The organism is Micromonospora sp. NBC_01739 (genome assembly GCF_035920385.1).
Taxonomy (GTDB): Bacteria; Actinomycetota; Actinomycetes; order Mycobacteriales; family Micromonosporaceae; genus Micromonospora.
The window spans coordinates 4,891,104-4,905,550 of the sequence record NZ_CP109151.1; the positions used below are offsets into that span (position 1 = coordinate 4,891,104).

Sequence of the window (14,447 nt, forward strand, 5' to 3'; positions counted from 1 at the left end):
ACTCGCGGGTAGACAGCGACAAGTCGCTCGCCGAAGTGACGGCAATTACACACCCGTCCGGTCAGCTCTCGGCCGCACCGACCTCCCAGCTCGGTACGACCGCGGTCATCCCGCTGGAAGTGCCCGTGTACTCCATCAACACCAGCGCGATGTCGTCGTCCAGTCGACCGTGCACCCACTCCTTGAGGGCGGTCTCCAGCGACGCCAGGCCGTCGGCGACCGTCCCGTGCCCGAGCAGCCGCCAGGCCCGGTCCGCAGTCGGGAAGAACTCGCCGTCCCGGCGGGCCTCGCCCAGGCCGTCGGTGAACAGCAGCAGCCGGTCGCCCGGCTCCAGCCGCTCCACCCGGGGACGGACCACCGGCATGAACCCCAACGGCGGGGCGGGGGCGGGAGGCTCCAGCGGGATCACCGCGCCACCGCGCAACAACAGCGGAGCGGGGTGCCCGCAGTTGACGATGGTCAGGGTGCCGCCACGCTCCTCCACCAGGGCGGCGGTGACGAAATCCTCGTCGCCGACATTGCGGGCCACCGCGCGGTCCAGGTCCGCCACCACGGCCCGCAGGTCGGCCCGCTCGTAGGCCACATGGCGGTACGAGCCCAGCACGATGCTGGCCAGCCGGACCGCCTCCAGCCCCTTACCGCGTACGTCTCCGATGATCATGCGTACGCCGTACGGGGTGTCGATCGCCTCGTACAGGTCCCCGCCGATTTCCGCCCGGGCGGTGGAGGAGATGTAGCGCCCCGCCACTGACAGGGTCCCCACCCGGGGGCCCAGGGGACGCAGCACCGCCTGCTGGGCGACCATCGCGAGCTTGGACAACTCCGCGATCTGCTTGTCCTGTCGCTCCCGCACGGAGGCCACCGCGGCGGCGATGCCGGTGCCCACCACGATGCCGGCCACCCCCACCGCGGCCGGCAGCGACATCATCCGCTCGGCCAGTGCGAAGCCGGCCCCGAGCAGGGCGGCCACCGTACCCACCCCGAGCACCACCCGCCAGGAGGCCAACGCGGCGGCCAGGAAGGGTGCGGCCACCATCAGGGCGACATAGTTCGCCGCGCGGCCGTCGGCCAGCTCCAAGGTGGAGACGATCGCGAGCAGAACGAGGGCCGCGCCGAGGCCGGCGCGGGATCCGGGGCTCAGCGGGCTAGTGCCCGGCTGGAGGAGTCGAGTGCGTACGTCCGACAGCATGCCTGATGGATATGACCGAAAGCACGAACCTGGCCCCTCGTACGAGCAGGATCTGGCCACCAGGATCGCGGCTCAGAGCCGATCGCCGCCCGGCACCGGCTCAGCCGAGCACCTCGTACCGGACTTCGATGTGTCCCAGATCGAGCGATGCTATCTGGGCGAAGGCCGCCCGGGACAGGTCCAGGCATCGACCGGCGATGAAGGGACCACGGTCGTTGATCCGGACGGTGACCGACTTGCCATTGGCCGGATTGGTCACCCGCACCTTGGAGTTGAACGGCAGGGTCTTGTGCGCGGCGGTCAGTTCCGCCGGGTTGAAGGTCTCGCCGTTGGCCGTCATCTGCCCCTGCCAGTAGAACGACGCGCCGCACGATCCCGTCTCCACCACCGGCTGGGCGGTGGTCTTCTTCGCCGTGGGGGTCGGCTTCGCGGTGGGGGTCGCCTTGGGGGTACGCGGCTTGCTCCGCGAGGGTGCCTGCGCGGTACGGCTCGGGGTCGGGCTGGCGGTCACCGTCGGCGAGGCGCTGGCGCTGGGACTCGGCAAGCCGCTCGCCACCGCCGAGGCGGTCGGGGTCGGCGGGAGGTCGATCGCGACCGGCTCGGAGCCGGCGGTCAACCGCACGGCGCCGACGGTGCCGCCGACAGCGAGGGCTACGGCCACCACCGCGCTGGCCGCGATACCGGCCGGCGAGGTGATCCTGCGGGTACGGGGGTGCTTGGCTGTCACCGGCCCGGTCCTTTCCTCAGCGGAGCAAATCGGGTCGGACCATAACGAGAGAAGCACTTCGGAAGTCAACGTGATCATGGTGGTATGGTCGGAATTGCGGCGATACCTGAAGCCGATCATCCGACCCGCGATCGGCCGGGCGGCCCGCTGCCCCAGGCGACCACGGCACAGGATAGAAGGATGTCCGCCGAGCTCAGCCAGCGTCTCGTCGAGTTGTTCCGCTGGGTCGATCCGGGCCCGGGGGCAAGTCACCTGGTCAGCGACGTCTCCGGCTGGTGGCGGGACCCCCAGGTCCTCGCCGAACTGGGCCCCGCCCTGGTAGCGCCCTTCCGGGCCGCCCGCCCCACCGTGGTCCTCGCCCCGGCGGTCACCGGGTTCCTGCTCGGCCCACTGGCCGCCACCGCCCTGGGTGTCGGTTTCGTACCGGCCCACAAACCGGGCGACGGGCGGCTACCCGCCGGGCCGCTGACCTGGGCGCAGAGCCCACCCGACTTCCGTGGCCGACGGGTCGACCTGGGGGTGTCGAGCCGGCACCTGAGCGCGGGCGACCGGGTGCTGGTGGTGGACGACTGGGTGGCAACCGGGGCCCAGGTGCAGGCCCTCTACGACATCTGCGCCAGCCTGGGCGCGGAACCCCTGGGCACCTCGGCCGTGGTCGTCGACTGCCCCCCGTCCGTCGCGACCACCCTGCGCATCCACGCCCTCACCACTCTGCCGGAGTGAAGGGGGTTCCGCTCAGCGGACGAAGCCCTCGACGACGGTACAGACCCGGCCGAGCGCCTCGGCGGAGTGGGCCAGCGGCCCCGGCACCATCAACGCGTGATCGGCCGCCGGGATCTCCAACACGTGCGGGGTCAGCCGCCGGGCGGTCGCGCCGTCCCAGGAGGAGTCGGCCGTACCGCCGACCAGGATGAACGGGGCGGTGGCCCGGCGCAGCGCGTCGATCAACTCGCCACGGTGCAGCAGCGGGGTGAGCCAGACGGCGGGCAACCCCCGCGCCGCCGCCAACGGCGCGGCCAGGGTGCCGAGCGACTTCCCGACCAGCAGATCCGTGCGTTCGGTCAGGGCTGGGGACACCTGATCGCAGACCCACCGGCCGATGGTGTCCACATCGAAGTCCTCCGGCACCTGCCAGGAGATCCCGTCCAGCCCGAAACCGGCCCGCCGCAGCGCCTCACCCAGGTAGAGAAAGAGTGGGTACCGGGTGTCGTAGCCACGGCCCGGAATGAGCACCGCACGTCGGTCCGCCATGGCCATCTCCTTCGTATCGGGTGTCGACCGTACCGTCGAAGCAGCCGCATCGGCACGGCCGAAGCGACACCGCCGCCCGACCGGCCGGTCGGGCGGTAACCTCGGCAGGATGTGGCCACGGATCGGCGGACTGCGCACCCTAGCTCTCGGCACCCCCGGTGAGCTGCGAACCAGCCTCAACACCCTGGTGTTGAACGGGGTGAAGACCGCGACCGCCGGCCTGCTCGACGAGTACGCCACAGACGGCGAGGAACTTGAGCACATCGGTGAACGGCTGGTCCTGGTCGACGACCACGACACGCTTGTGGGTGTCGTCCAGGTGACCGATGTTCAGGCGTGCCGCTTCGCCGAGGTGCCCTGGGACTTCGCCCGTGCCGAGGGCGAGGGCGACCGTTCGATCGAGGAGTGGCGGGCCGGTCACGCCGCCTACTGGGCCCGCATCGGCACCCCGGTCACCGACGACACCCAGATCGTCTGCGTCCATTTCCGCCTGGTCAGCGCCGGAGACGGTGGAATCGCCACCGGCGACCTGAGCACCTGACCCCCCGGCGTCCTCAGCCGCGCAACTGCGGCAGCAGGCCGGTGGCGACCTCGGCCAGGATCGCCTCGTCACCGGCGTACCAACTGCTCTCCCGGGGCCAGTGGGTGATCACGTCGGTGAAGCCCAGCTCGGCTGCCCGCCCCACCTGGTCGGCGAAGAACTGGGCGCTGCTCAGCGAGAAGACCGGAGCCGCGTCCAAGGAGAGATAGCGGTCCAGATCGGCCGGGTCACGCCCCTGCGCCGCCAGCACCGAGTCGAACCGGGCCACCGTCTCGGCCACCCCCGCCCACCAGGCGTCGAGGTCGTCGCCGCCGACACCGATGGTCACCCAACCCTGGCCGTACCGGGCGGCCAGTCGCATCGAACGGGGCCCGTTGGCGGCCACCACGAACGGCACCCGGGGCTGCTGCACGCAACCCGGGTTGTTGCGGGCGTCGACCGCCGCGAACCAGTCGCCGCGCCAGGTCGTACCGTCGTTGCGCAGGATCCCGTCGAGCAGCTCGGTGAACTCGCCGAACCGGTCCACCCGCTGCCGTGGCGGCAGGGTCTCGCCGCCGAGCACCGCCGAGTCGAAGCCGATGCCACCCGCGCCGATCCCGAGCAGCACCCGCCCCTCGGAGACGTCGTCGAGCGCCGTCACCTGCCGGGCGAAGGCGGCCGGATGCCGGAAGTTGGGCGAGGCCACCAGGGTCCCGAGCCGGATCCGGGAGGTCACCGTCGCGGCGGCGGTCAGTGTGGCCATCGAGTCGAACCAGGGCCCGTCCACCAGATCCCGCCAGCCCAGATGGTCGTACGTCCAGGCGTGGTCGAACCCCCACTGGTCGACCTGCTGCCAGCGGTGCCGGGCCACCGACCAGCGCTGGTCGGGCAGAATCACGATGCCAATCCGCATGATCACCAGGGTACGGCGAGGGGCGACCCCTACTTGCGGTCCCGTCGCGAAACCCAGAAGCCGGCGACGGCCGCCGCGGCGAGCGGCACCAGGCAGCACAGGCTGAGAATGAACAGTTGCCACGGCTTGATCGCTCCCACGGCCGCAGCGTATCGACCGTCGGCCACCTACGGGATCCGGTGGTCAACGGAGCCGACGCTCATCTCGTTCCGGCGTGTCGACCCGGTTGCTGTCCTGCTGGCGGTTGCCTGGCCCAGCCGATGAAGCGCCCGTGCAGTGCGCCGGCAGGTGCCCAGGGCATGTCTTCGGCGGCCTGGACAAGACAGACACCGAGGTAGAGGGCCAGCGACACCGGCGCACCGGCATACTCCGCCCGTAGCTCCCGCCGCCGCGTCGGGCACGGCCACGGCAGGTCACAGCCACCACAGCTCCAGATCGGCAACACCGGGCCGTGGGTGCTCACCGCACACCCTCCAGGAACCGGGCCACGCTCGCGCGGGCCTGCCGACTGGTCGCCCAGTCCACCTGCCAGCACGGGTACGGCACCAGCCGCGCCCACCATGCCCGGCAACCCGCACACATGCCATCGAGCCCACGAACGTGTACGGCGAGAATCGCCCGCTCCGGTCCGCCGGTCACTGCTCACCCTCCTGCGGCCAGTGACCACGGTTGATCGGAATCCGGTGCAGGGCACGGCATGGCAACTCGGCTCCGCAGCGGCAAAGGCGCCGCCAGTGCTGCCAGGACCACACCGGCCGATGCCGCCGCGCGAACGTCAACGCCGTAGCGGAGAGATACTCGTCGTACGAGACGCGCCGCACGTAACCTCCCTCGCCGATCACGAGGGCGCTGTTACCGCCACCCTCTGATTGCGGGGGACGCGGCGACCAGGCGTTAATCGCACCGCCCGCCGCATCCCGTGAGCGGAAAGCTACGGCCGGTGGCGAGGCGGAACGGGTAAGGTTCCTACCCCTGGATCACGGCACGAGCCCGACCTTGACCGCGAGGTCACGGGCGTCATCTCGGATGGAACGCGGCCCGTCGAGCAGGTCCAAGGTGATCTGGCGGGCGTACCCGTTGAAGCGGATCGTCTCCGGAGCCGACTCGTACGCCTTTCGCAGCGTCGCCACGGTCGCTTCCTTGTCGTCCTTGCCGTGGTGCGCCCGCGCGACCTCGATGAGATGGCGTGCTCGACGCGGCCTCGACGGGATCGCCGCCGCGTCATGTCGATTAGCCTGCCGCACCGCCTCGCCGGATTTCTGCAGCTCCACCGCCACGGTCACCGCATGAGCGCCCATGATGACCTGGGAGAACGACGTCTGCGGCTGGTAGAAGCCTTTCGGCAGGCGCTGTGCCACCTGGTCCGCACGGTCCCAGTACCGCCAGGCCCGCCCTTCCTCACCGGCACGAGCAGCGGTGTACGCGGCTTCGAAGTTCAGCGCACCCCACAAGGCCAGCAGATTCGTGCTTCCGTCGGCTGCCCGCGACTCCAGCGCCGACAGCACGTCCAGGGTCACCGCCATCGCGGTGTCCCAGTCTCCGGCGTCCCGATGCACCTGACACAGGAACCACCCCGCACGGGCGATCGCCTCCGGATCACCGGACTCCTGCGCCGCCACCATCGCCCGATCCGCCACCCGCCAGAGCAGTTCGGCAGCGGGCTGGTACGCGATGTACATCTGCGCCAGCCCGAGCGTCTCCGCCAGCAGGGCCTGCGCCTGCCGCCGCTGCTCACCCTCGTACGCCAACACGGCCCGCTGCCCGTCGCGCAGCAACCCCGGCAACAACCCGCCCAGCACCGTACGGTGATCCGACGCCTGATGCCGCGCCCGCCACGCCACCGCAAGCCGCTCCCTCAGACCGACCAACGACTCCGCCGGGGTGTCACCGGTAAGGGGGATGCGGTTCACCGCGTCCCGGACCGACGCCAGCGCGGGATGCTCTGGCCCGTTGACCGTCGCAGACCGGTCACCCAGTTCCACGGCCAACACCGACACGTCGATCTTCAGGGCACGCGCGATCCGATCCAGCATGTGAATGCGCGGCGGCAGAATTCGATCGGTCTCCACCGCCTTGACCCACTCGGCGCTACGCCCCACCAGGCCACCGAGCACCGCACGAGTCTTCCCGGACCGCTCCCGGTAGACCTTCAGCCGCTGCCCGAACGTCAACTCCGGCAAGGAATCCACCCGGAACCTCCTCGCGTAACGCGGCGAAGACCACGACCCATCGGCCGCAATCACCACGCTACCGACAGGCAAGCCACCCCATAACCCCTCACACGCCGGGGTTCCCAGCGTCAGCAAAAGCGCAGTGACAATCTCGGCCGCCAAACGTCGTCACCGAACGACGCCAGAATGTCGCCTACGATTAGGCCATACAACGATAATCTGGCTGTTTGTCCGGCGACATTTAGGCGACATGCCGCTATGGTTGGCGCTCATGACCGTCCCGAACACCGCCCTGCGTGCCGTCCGCACCGGGATGCGCATGAGCCAGGACGACTTCGCCCGCGCGCTCCAGGCCGCCGGCCACCGCGTCGGCGAGCCCAACGACGCCAACAAGAGACTCGTCCAGCGATGGGAGTCCGGCGCGATCACCGCGCCACGACCGGTCTACGCCCGCGCGCTGGAGGTCGTCACCGGCCTACCCATCTCGCTGCTCGGTTTCGCCGCCGTGCCCAACGAGCACGTAGCCGACGATCAACACGGTGGCCACGACCTGACATCTCCCATGTCCGACCTGGCCACGCCGACGCCAAGCGCCAGAGCATCCACGGTCCACAGGTCCTACGAAGGTGTCTGGCTCAGCCGCTACCAGTACCACTCCAGCGGCCGAGGAGACTCCTTCGCCGGGCAACACTTCCTGGTCATGCTCCAGCACGGCGACCGACTGACCGCGCGTAGCCTGCCCGGCTCGGCGTCATCGTCTCTGTCACTCGATCTGACCGTGGACGGTGCCGTGGCCACCGGAACGTGGGTCGAGCAGACCGACCCAGCCGGCTACTACCGGGGCGCCCGCTATCACGGCGCGATCCAACTACTCGCCGAGCCCACCGGTCGACGGATGGCCGGAAAGTGGGTCGGATTCGGCAAGGACATGGACGTCAACACCGGCCCCTGGGAACTCATCTTCCGTGACGCCTCCACCTCGAAGGCAACGCTCGACCGGTACAACACCGCAGCTGAATAGCGCGTGGTCGCCGTAGCCAGCGGCCTCACGCGGCCCCGATAACACTTGCTTATCGCCCGTGCACGGTCCGACGATCTACGCTGGCGGCATGTCGAGCATGGCCGATGCTGCTGCGGGCCGCCCGCCGCTTTTGCGCACCGTCGCCGCCGCCCAGTTGGCGCTGATCGTCGCCTTCGCCATCGTCGCAGCCCTCTGGCTCGGCCGGATGGCCGCCGCCGAGGTGGGCCCAGCGGAAATGCAGACAGGGGCGTACGACCCGAAGGACCTGATCCCGTTCGGAATGCACGGGTGGAACCCTTTCCTGTGGCTGTACGGAATCACCTCGCTGCTCTATCTCGGCGGCTTGGCCAGCCCGCTGCTGGCGCTCTACTCGGCGGCGCTGCTGGCGTGGAAGCGGCACGAACTGCCACGGCGGTCTCGGGTCCTCCTGCTGGCCGGGATCGTGGGCGGGGTGGCGGTTACCGTGCTCCGCTTCATTCCGGCTGGTGCCGACTTGCAGGCGTGGTGGCTCGACTGAGGGCATCTCCTCATCGGCGATTCCTCATCGGCGATCGGCACCAGATGACCGAGGCCGGGTGGAGTGGGTGCACAGAGCGCTGTCGAGCTGAGGGCTCAAACGGGTCACCTGCCGCTGATGTGGCGGGTACGGGCTCGGCGTCCGCCTGGTTCGCCCGTCATGGCCGCCGCGATGGCGCTGCCGCCTGATAGCACCACCGATTCAGCTCGACAGCGCCCACACATCCAGCCCCAAGCCTCTTCCGACCCCTCACGGATCAGCCGCGAGCCAGCGCCCCGGTCACTGATTCGGCATGTTGTTGATCGGCAGGCCCTCGCCGTAGCGGTGACCCTCCCCGGTCAGAATCTGCGCCCCGTACTCCAGCGACGCCAGCACCGTCGTGGCCAGGTCGACCCGACTGGTCATTCCCAGCCAGTACGACAGCTCCAACCAGTCCTCGCCCCACGTGGGCAGCACCGCGCAGGCATCCATCGCCAGCAGTGTGTGGAGGTCCTTCCGGTCCTTCGAATCGGCCACCAGCTTCAAGGCTTCGGCCACGGTGACGGCGGTGACGCCGAAGCGCTGCCGGTCGGTGATGACCTCGCCTACTGGCTCTACGGCGTGGATCGATCCTGCTACGTACGCCAGCAGCGCCGAGCGGTCCAGCACGAGCGTGACCGGGGGCAGTTCGTCCTCGGGGCTCACGCGGCCGACGCCGACTGGTCCCCGTCGGCCTGCTCCTGCTCCATGTGCTGGCGGGCCCGCTCGCGGACCGACGCGAATCGCTCCGCAGGCCACTCGGCCTGCACCGCGTACCGGCGGGCGCGGGCGGCGGCCATGCCCTCCGAGGTCACCGTCACTCCACGGCGAGCCTGCTCGTCACGGAACTGCTCCCACGCCCTCTGGGCGCGCACGGCCCTGGTCACGTAGGCGCTCGCCTTGCCCGGGCCCTGCTGCTCCAACGTCTCAGCCACATCCTGAGGGACGGAGATCGACAGCTTCTTCACCGTGGTCATACCGATCAGCGTACTCCGGTAGCACCGTCCTGGCGCCCCGCAACACCCGGCCGCAGAGCGGCCGTACGGCAGACTCGGGCCTTGTGCCAACTCAGCCGCTGATTCGCACGGTTCGCTTCGAGATCGGTCCGTGGGGCCAGGCTCCCGACCCGGCACGCGAGTTATTGCCGTACGTCGACAATGTGAGCCTGGTGGACCTGGTCTCGGACTTCGAGCGCGCGGCCGGTCACGATGTGCCCGGAGCATATGCCGGGATCGTTCTCGATCACTTCAACTTCGGCGACCTGGATGCCTACCTCACCGGACGATCGAACTCCGCCTACCGCGGGAAAGGTGTGATCGCCCTACTCGGTTGCGACTGCGGCGAGGTCGGCTGCTGGCCCCTGGAAGCCCAGGTGATCACTACTGAGGAATCGGTGATCTGGCGCGGCTTCTCCCAGCCCTACCGGCCCCAGCGCGACTATGGGGACTTCGGTCCATTCGTGTTCCGTCGAAACCAGTACGAACAAGCAGTTCGCGGGGCGGTGGCCGCCAGCCTTCGCCCATCCCCCTGACAGGTGCCACGGAAGACGTGCCACCAGGTGGTGCCCGGACAGGTCAGGTCCGGCCCGGACGGTGACAGGTCATCGGTCAGGGTGACGGTCCCGCGCGACCTTCGCACCCGTTGTCGCGTCGATCAGGCCGAGGCCGTCCAACGAGACACCATCAACAGGTCGACGTCGGTCTCCGGGTGAACACCGAAACCGACCCCTTGCAGTCCACCCGGAGTCCGGCCCTCGTCGGCACGCCGGCCACACCCCGCCTTGGGCCATGGCTCTCCCGTCTGAAGCACGCGGCTGCGGACTTCGGGCTTCGGCAGGAACCAGTGACGAGTTATCCGCTTCCTCGCCTGAAGCCCCGCCCCTGGTACTAAATTCGCCTTCATGCCCACCCCGGACAGCACGGCATGAAGGAGACATAGTGATCTCGCGAAGGCAGTTGCTGATCGCAGGTGCTGGCAGCGCAGCCCTGCTGGTCGCTCCGCGTGGGGCATGGGCGGCGCCCATTCGGCTGGCGCAGCCGATACTCGATCCCACGACCATCCAGAAGTACGTGACGGAGTTGCTGATCCCGCCAGCCATGCCACCGGCGCACAAGCACGGCAAGCACAAGATCGAGGAATATCTGATCGGGGTGCGGCAGTTCTCGCAACAGGTCCTGCCACCGGGTCTGCCAAGCACGACGGTCTGGGGCTACGGCTCGGCCGTGCACAAGGGGACTTTCAGCTTCCCGTCGTTCACGATCAACGCTCGGGTGGATCACCCGGTGCGGGTGACCTGGATCAACCAGCTGGTCGACAAGCGGGGGAAGTTCCTGCCGCACCTGCTGCCGGTCGACCCAACCCTGCACTGGGCCAACCCCCCGGGCGGGATCGCCGGACGGGACTCCATGCCCACGTTCACCGAGACGCCCGGCCCGTACATCGGTCCCGTGCCGATGGTCGTCCACCTGCACGGCGGGCACAGCCGGGAAGAGAGCGATGGGTACCCGGAGGCGTGGTATCTGCCGAGAGCGAAGAATATCCCCGCCGGCTTCGCAACGGTGGGCAGCTTCTATGACGAGTTCCGGCGGAAGTTCGAGCGGCGACACGGGATCAAGTGGAAGCCGGGGACCGCCACCTTCCACTACGACAACGACCAGCGAGCGACCACCGCGTGGTTCCACGATCACACCCTGGGCATGACCCGGCAGAACGTGTACGCCGGCCCGGCCGGCTTCTACCTTCTCCGGGGCGGCAAGTCGGACCTGCCCCCCGGTGTCCTGCCCGGTCCCGCCCCCGCGATCGGTGACAAGCCTGGCACCCGCTACTACGAAATCCCGCTGGCCATCCAGGACCGGTCGTTCAACCCGGACGGGTCGCTCTTCTACCCGGGCACGCGGGCGTTCTCTGGCGACTGCACCAATCCGGCCGACTACATCCCGAATGGCGACGTGCCGCCGATCTGGAACCCCGAGTTCTTCGCGAACACGATGGTGGTCAACGGGCGGACGTGGCCAAAGCTCAAGGTCGAGAAGCGACGGTACCGGCTGCGCCTGCTCAACGGCTGCAACTCGCGCTTCCTCGTCCTGAAGATCGCGGCGAACCCGACAGCCCCGCGACCTGCCGCCGTGGCCCTGCCGATGTGGCTGATCGGCACCGACGGCGGCTTCCTGCCCAAGCCGGTGCGGCTCGACCAGATCCTGCTCGGCAATGCCCAGCGGGCGGATGTGATCGTGGACTTCACCGACGTGCCGGCTGGCACTGAGCTGTTCCTCATCAACGAGGGGCCGGACGGGCCGTTCACCGGCGTGCCTGCCGACGACGGGTTCGCGGACGTCAACACGACCGGACAGGTGATGAAGTTCGTCGTCGGGCCCCGGATCGGTGCGGACAAGAGCGTCCCGCCGGATCAGCTCCGCCTGCCCAAGTTCACACCCCTGGGCACGGCGACCAACACCCGCCGGCTCTCGCTCAACGAGCAGGTTTCCTCAACCGGTTGCGGTCCGATCGCGGCCCTGCTCGGCACCGTCACGGCCGGCGGCACGGCCGTACCGCTGCGGTGGGACGATCCGATCACCGAGAACCCGACACTCAATTCCACCGAGATCTGGGAGCTCGACAACCGGACGATGGACGCGCACCCTATCCACGTCCACGAGATCCAGTTCCAGGTGGTCGGCCGCGGAGCCGACGGCAACCAGCCGCCGAGCGCGCAGGAGAGCGGCTTCCTCGACACCGTGATCGCCCTGCCGGGTGAGATCACCCGGATCAAGGCTTTCTTCGATCTGCCCGGCCGCTACGTGTGGCACTGCCACATCCTGGAGCACGAGGACAACGAGATGATGCGGCCGTACCTCATCGGGTGGCCGAAGGGTGGGCCGGCTACTGGTGACGGTGGTCGCGCCAGTGGCCCCAACGTGGCGGGCGCCATCGCCGGAGCGGTGGGGCTGTCCGCCGCCGCCATCGGCGCTGCCGCGCTGGCGGCCACCTCACGGAAACCGGACACAGCCACCCCGATCTAGTCCCGGTGCATTCCGGGCCTTGCACTGCTCGCTGATCTCCTCGCGGACGGGCTCAGCGAGCAGTGCAAGAAGGGGCGGGATCGGGCACGTAGCGGGCACGGCAAGCCCAGGAGGTGACCGGAACGAATGAAGCCCAGGTCGGGAACATGTCCTGACCTGGGCTTCTGTACGTGGAGCGGGTGACGGGAATCGAACCCGCACTGTCAGCTTGGGAAGCTGATGTTCTGCCATTGAACTACACCCGCAAGCGGGACCACTGTACCTGAGTCGACCGGCCTGGTGCACCCAGGCACCCCGATCGTCCTCCGACCGCCGGGCCGACCCACGGACCGGCAAGAAGTTTCAGGCCGGCAACATATGCCCATTCTCAAATCTATCGATGGGTTGTAACGTCTGCCTCACGTTTTCCGCACGGCGCGACACAACCCCCCGGTCGCGTCGACAGAAAGAGGTGGGCTTATGGGACTCCGTCCCGTCCTGCTGCACCGGCGCCTCGCCGGTATCGCATCGACGTCGCTGGCCGTGACGCTCGGCCTGGTAACGGTCGGCGCGCTGCCGGCCGCCACCATCTCCGCCAGCCCGGCGATGGCCGCCGGGCACGCGCACGCGCACGCCGACGAGGAGTGCGCCGACCCGACCGGCAGTGCGGCCCGGGTCCGTGATGGCGGCGTCCTCGCGCACGACCCGAACGAGTTGACCAAGAGCCAGGTCCTCCAGCGGGAGGCCGAGTTCGCCGACCTGCTCCAGGAGCGGGCCAAGCGGGTCGGCCAGCGTTCCCTCGGCACCCAGGCCGCCGCCGCGTCGGTCACCATCCCGGTCGTGGTGCACGTGATCCGCAGGGACACCACCCGGGCCGGCGGAAACATCCCCGACTCGATGATCCAGTCTCAGATCAACGTGCTCAACCAGGCCTTCAGCGGGGCGTCCGGTGGGGCGGCGACCGCCTTCGCCTTCCAGTTGCAGAGCATCAACCGGGTCACCAACACCTCCTGGTACCCGATCCGGCAGGGCACCACCGCCGAGCGGCAGATGAAGACCCAGTTGCGGGTCGGCGGCAAGAACACCCTGAACATCTACCTGGGGGCGCTGAGCAACAACCTGCTCGGTTGGGCGACCTTCCCGCAGCGCACGCTCAACAGCATGGACGGGGTGGTGGTGCTGAGCGAGTCGCTGCCCGGCGGCACGGCCACCAACTACAACCAGGGCGACACCGGCACCCACGAGGTCGGTCACTGGCTGAACCTGTACCACACCTTCCAGGGCGGCTGCTCCGGCTCGGGTGACCAGGTCTCGGACACCCCGGCGGAGGCTTCCCCGGCCAGCGGCTGCCCGACCGGTCGGGACACCTGCTCCGCCCCGGGCCTCGACCCGATCACCAACTTCATGGACTACTCGTACGACTCCTGCATGTACCAGTTCACGGCGGGCCAGGCCAGCCGCATGATCAGCGCCTGGAACACCTACCGAGCCGCCTGACGCGAGCCCTTCGGCACGTACCGCCTCCGGTGCCGGTCCCGTTCGACGGGGCCGGCACCGGCTGGTGTCAGGCCGCGCAGCGGGCGCGGCGGGCGGAGTGGGCCGCCAGGGAGGCGGGCCGCTGGGCCTGGGGGGCGGTGGTCGCCGGGTCGAGCCAGACCTGGACGGCCGGCACCCCGCCGTGCTCGCCGGGCACCTCGGGGTTGGCGTGCCCACGGCGGCTGAGCATCGCCACCTCGATCGTGAACTCGAACAGCCGCCAGTCGACCTGGGGCGCGGCGCGGGCGGCGAGCGCCAGGCGGGCCACGGTGGCGTCGTCCGTCACCGGCCAGGCCCGACCGGCGAGGTATGCCTCGTCGTCGCTCTCCTCGGGCGGGAAGGAGTGCAGGGCGTAGCGCCCGTCGCGTTCCAGGTCACGCCGCTTCGGAGAGTCGATCACGAAGCAGTAGAGACCGTCATCGGTGATCACCGGGGAGACCGGGTGCACCCGGGGCCCGCCGTCGGGGCGGACCGTGGCCAGGTAGCCGAAGCCCGGGCCGTACTGCTGCATGAGGAGGCGGATCGCGTCGGCGAGTCGGGGCTCGTCGGCGGCGAAATCGGACCAGGAAGCCATGCCGACATCTTA

The 14,447-nt window shown here is 69.4% G+C and carries 15 protein-coding genes, 1 tRNA gene and 1 pseudogene; 7 read left to right on the top strand and 10 right to left on the bottom strand.

All coding sequences use genetic code 11. The features are described from left to right. Positions 1–61: 61 nt before the first annotated feature. Both OIE53_RS22165 and OIE53_RS22170 read right to left on the bottom strand, forming a co-directional pair. On the bottom strand, positions 62–1,189 hold the full coding sequence (locus OIE53_RS22165) for a PP2C family protein-serine/threonine phosphatase (RefSeq protein WP_327023436.1): 1,128 nt from the start codon (positions 1,187–1,189) through the stop codon (positions 62–64). 100 nt (positions 1,190–1,289) lie between these two features. Next, positions 1,290–1,916, bottom strand: coding sequence for a septal ring lytic transglycosylase RlpA family protein (locus OIE53_RS22170; protein WP_327023437.1), 627 nt, complete (start codon positions 1,914–1,916; stop codon positions 1,290–1,292). Between the two features lie 180 nt (positions 1,917–2,096). Here OIE53_RS22170 and OIE53_RS22175 point away from each other — a divergent pair, with 180 nt between their 5' ends. Further along, positions 2,097–2,639: a phosphoribosyltransferase gene (locus tag OIE53_RS22175; RefSeq protein ID WP_327023438.1), complete on the top strand. Its 543-nt coding sequence runs from the start codon at positions 2,097–2,099 to the stop codon at positions 2,637–2,639. 12 nt (positions 2,640–2,651) lie between these two features. Here the strand turns inward: OIE53_RS22175 and OIE53_RS22180 are convergent, their stop codons facing one another. Further along, positions 2,652–3,167, bottom strand: a complete 516-nt coding sequence (locus OIE53_RS22180) for an alpha/beta hydrolase (RefSeq protein ID WP_327023439.1) — start codon at positions 3,165–3,167, stop codon at positions 2,652–2,654. A 109-nt stretch (positions 3,168–3,276) separates the two neighbouring features. Between OIE53_RS22180 and OIE53_RS22185 the strand changes: the two genes are divergently transcribed. Further along, the gene (locus tag OIE53_RS22185; RefSeq protein ID WP_327023440.1) at positions 3,277–3,708 is read left to right on the top strand and encodes an ASCH domain-containing protein; all 432 of its coding nucleotides are present in this window, start codon (positions 3,277–3,279) and stop codon (positions 3,706–3,708) included. Positions 3,709–3,721: 13 nt separating this feature from the next. Here OIE53_RS22185 and OIE53_RS22190 read toward each other — a convergent pair whose 3' ends face one another. The 3 genes and pseudogenes from OIE53_RS22190 to OIE53_RS22200 form a co-directional block, all read right to left on the bottom strand. Then, complete coding sequence (locus tag OIE53_RS22190; RefSeq protein WP_327023441.1) at positions 3,722–4,606, bottom strand: LLM class flavin-dependent oxidoreductase; 885 nt, start codon at positions 4,604–4,606, stop codon at positions 3,722–3,724. Between the two features lie 453 nt (positions 4,607–5,059). After that, positions 5,060–5,425, bottom strand: a pseudogene (locus tag OIE53_RS22195) (hypothetical protein); the annotation flags it as partial. 152 nt (positions 5,426–5,577) lie between these two features. Next, entirely contained in the window at positions 5,578–6,789 is a 1,212-nt protein-coding gene (locus tag OIE53_RS22200; protein WP_327023442.1) for a helix-turn-helix domain-containing protein, read from the bottom strand. Between the two features lie 244 nt (positions 6,790–7,033). Between OIE53_RS22200 and OIE53_RS22205 the strand changes: the two genes are divergently transcribed. Together OIE53_RS22205 and OIE53_RS22210 are read left to right on the top strand one after the other, a co-directional pair. After that, positions 7,034–7,792, top strand: a complete 759-nt coding sequence (locus tag OIE53_RS22205; protein WP_327027329.1) for a helix-turn-helix domain-containing protein — start codon at positions 7,034–7,036, stop codon at positions 7,790–7,792. Positions 7,793–7,880: 88 nt separating this feature from the next. Further along, the gene (locus OIE53_RS22210) at positions 7,881–8,309 is read left to right on the top strand and encodes a hypothetical protein (RefSeq protein ID WP_327023443.1); all 429 of its coding nucleotides are present in this window, start codon (positions 7,881–7,883) and stop codon (positions 8,307–8,309) included. Positions 8,310–8,588: 279 nt separating this feature from the next. Here the strand turns inward: OIE53_RS22210 and OIE53_RS22215 are convergent, their stop codons facing one another. Both OIE53_RS22215 and OIE53_RS22220 read right to left on the bottom strand, forming a co-directional pair. After that, positions 8,589–8,993, bottom strand: a complete 405-nt coding sequence (locus tag OIE53_RS22215; RefSeq protein ID WP_327023444.1) for a hypothetical protein — start codon at positions 8,991–8,993, stop codon at positions 8,589–8,591. Further along, on the bottom strand, positions 8,990–9,304 hold the full coding sequence (locus tag OIE53_RS22220; RefSeq protein ID WP_327023445.1) for a hypothetical protein: 315 nt from the start codon (positions 9,302–9,304) through the stop codon (positions 8,990–8,992). Before OIE53_RS22220 ends, OIE53_RS22215 begins: the two co-directional genes overlap by 4 nt. A gap of 83 nt (positions 9,305–9,387) precedes the next feature. Here OIE53_RS22220 and OIE53_RS22225 point away from each other — a divergent pair, with 83 nt between their 5' ends. Both OIE53_RS22225 and OIE53_RS22230 read left to right on the top strand, forming a co-directional pair. Then, entirely contained in the window at positions 9,388–9,858 is a 471-nt protein-coding gene (locus OIE53_RS22225) for a hypothetical protein (protein ID WP_327023446.1), read from the top strand. Positions 9,859–10,264: 406 nt separating this feature from the next. Then, positions 10,265–12,346, top strand: coding sequence for a multicopper oxidase family protein (locus OIE53_RS22230; RefSeq protein WP_327023447.1), 2,082 nt, complete (start codon positions 10,265–10,267; stop codon positions 12,344–12,346). Positions 12,347–12,517: 171 nt separating this feature from the next. Here OIE53_RS22230 and OIE53_RS22235 read toward each other — a convergent pair. Then, positions 12,518–12,591, bottom strand: a tRNA-Gly gene (locus tag OIE53_RS22235). 214 nt (positions 12,592–12,805) lie between these two features. Between OIE53_RS22235 and OIE53_RS22240 the strand changes: the two genes are divergently transcribed. After that, positions 12,806–13,822, top strand: a complete 1,017-nt coding sequence (locus OIE53_RS22240) for a zinc metalloprotease (protein ID WP_327023448.1) — start codon at positions 12,806–12,808, stop codon at positions 13,820–13,822. A 67-nt stretch (positions 13,823–13,889) separates the two neighbouring features. Here OIE53_RS22240 and OIE53_RS22245 read toward each other — a convergent pair whose 3' ends face one another. Then, entirely contained in the window at positions 13,890–14,435 is a 546-nt protein-coding gene (locus OIE53_RS22245; protein ID WP_327023449.1) for a pyridoxamine 5'-phosphate oxidase family protein, read from the bottom strand. Between the last annotated feature and the right edge of the window lie 12 nt (positions 14,436–14,447).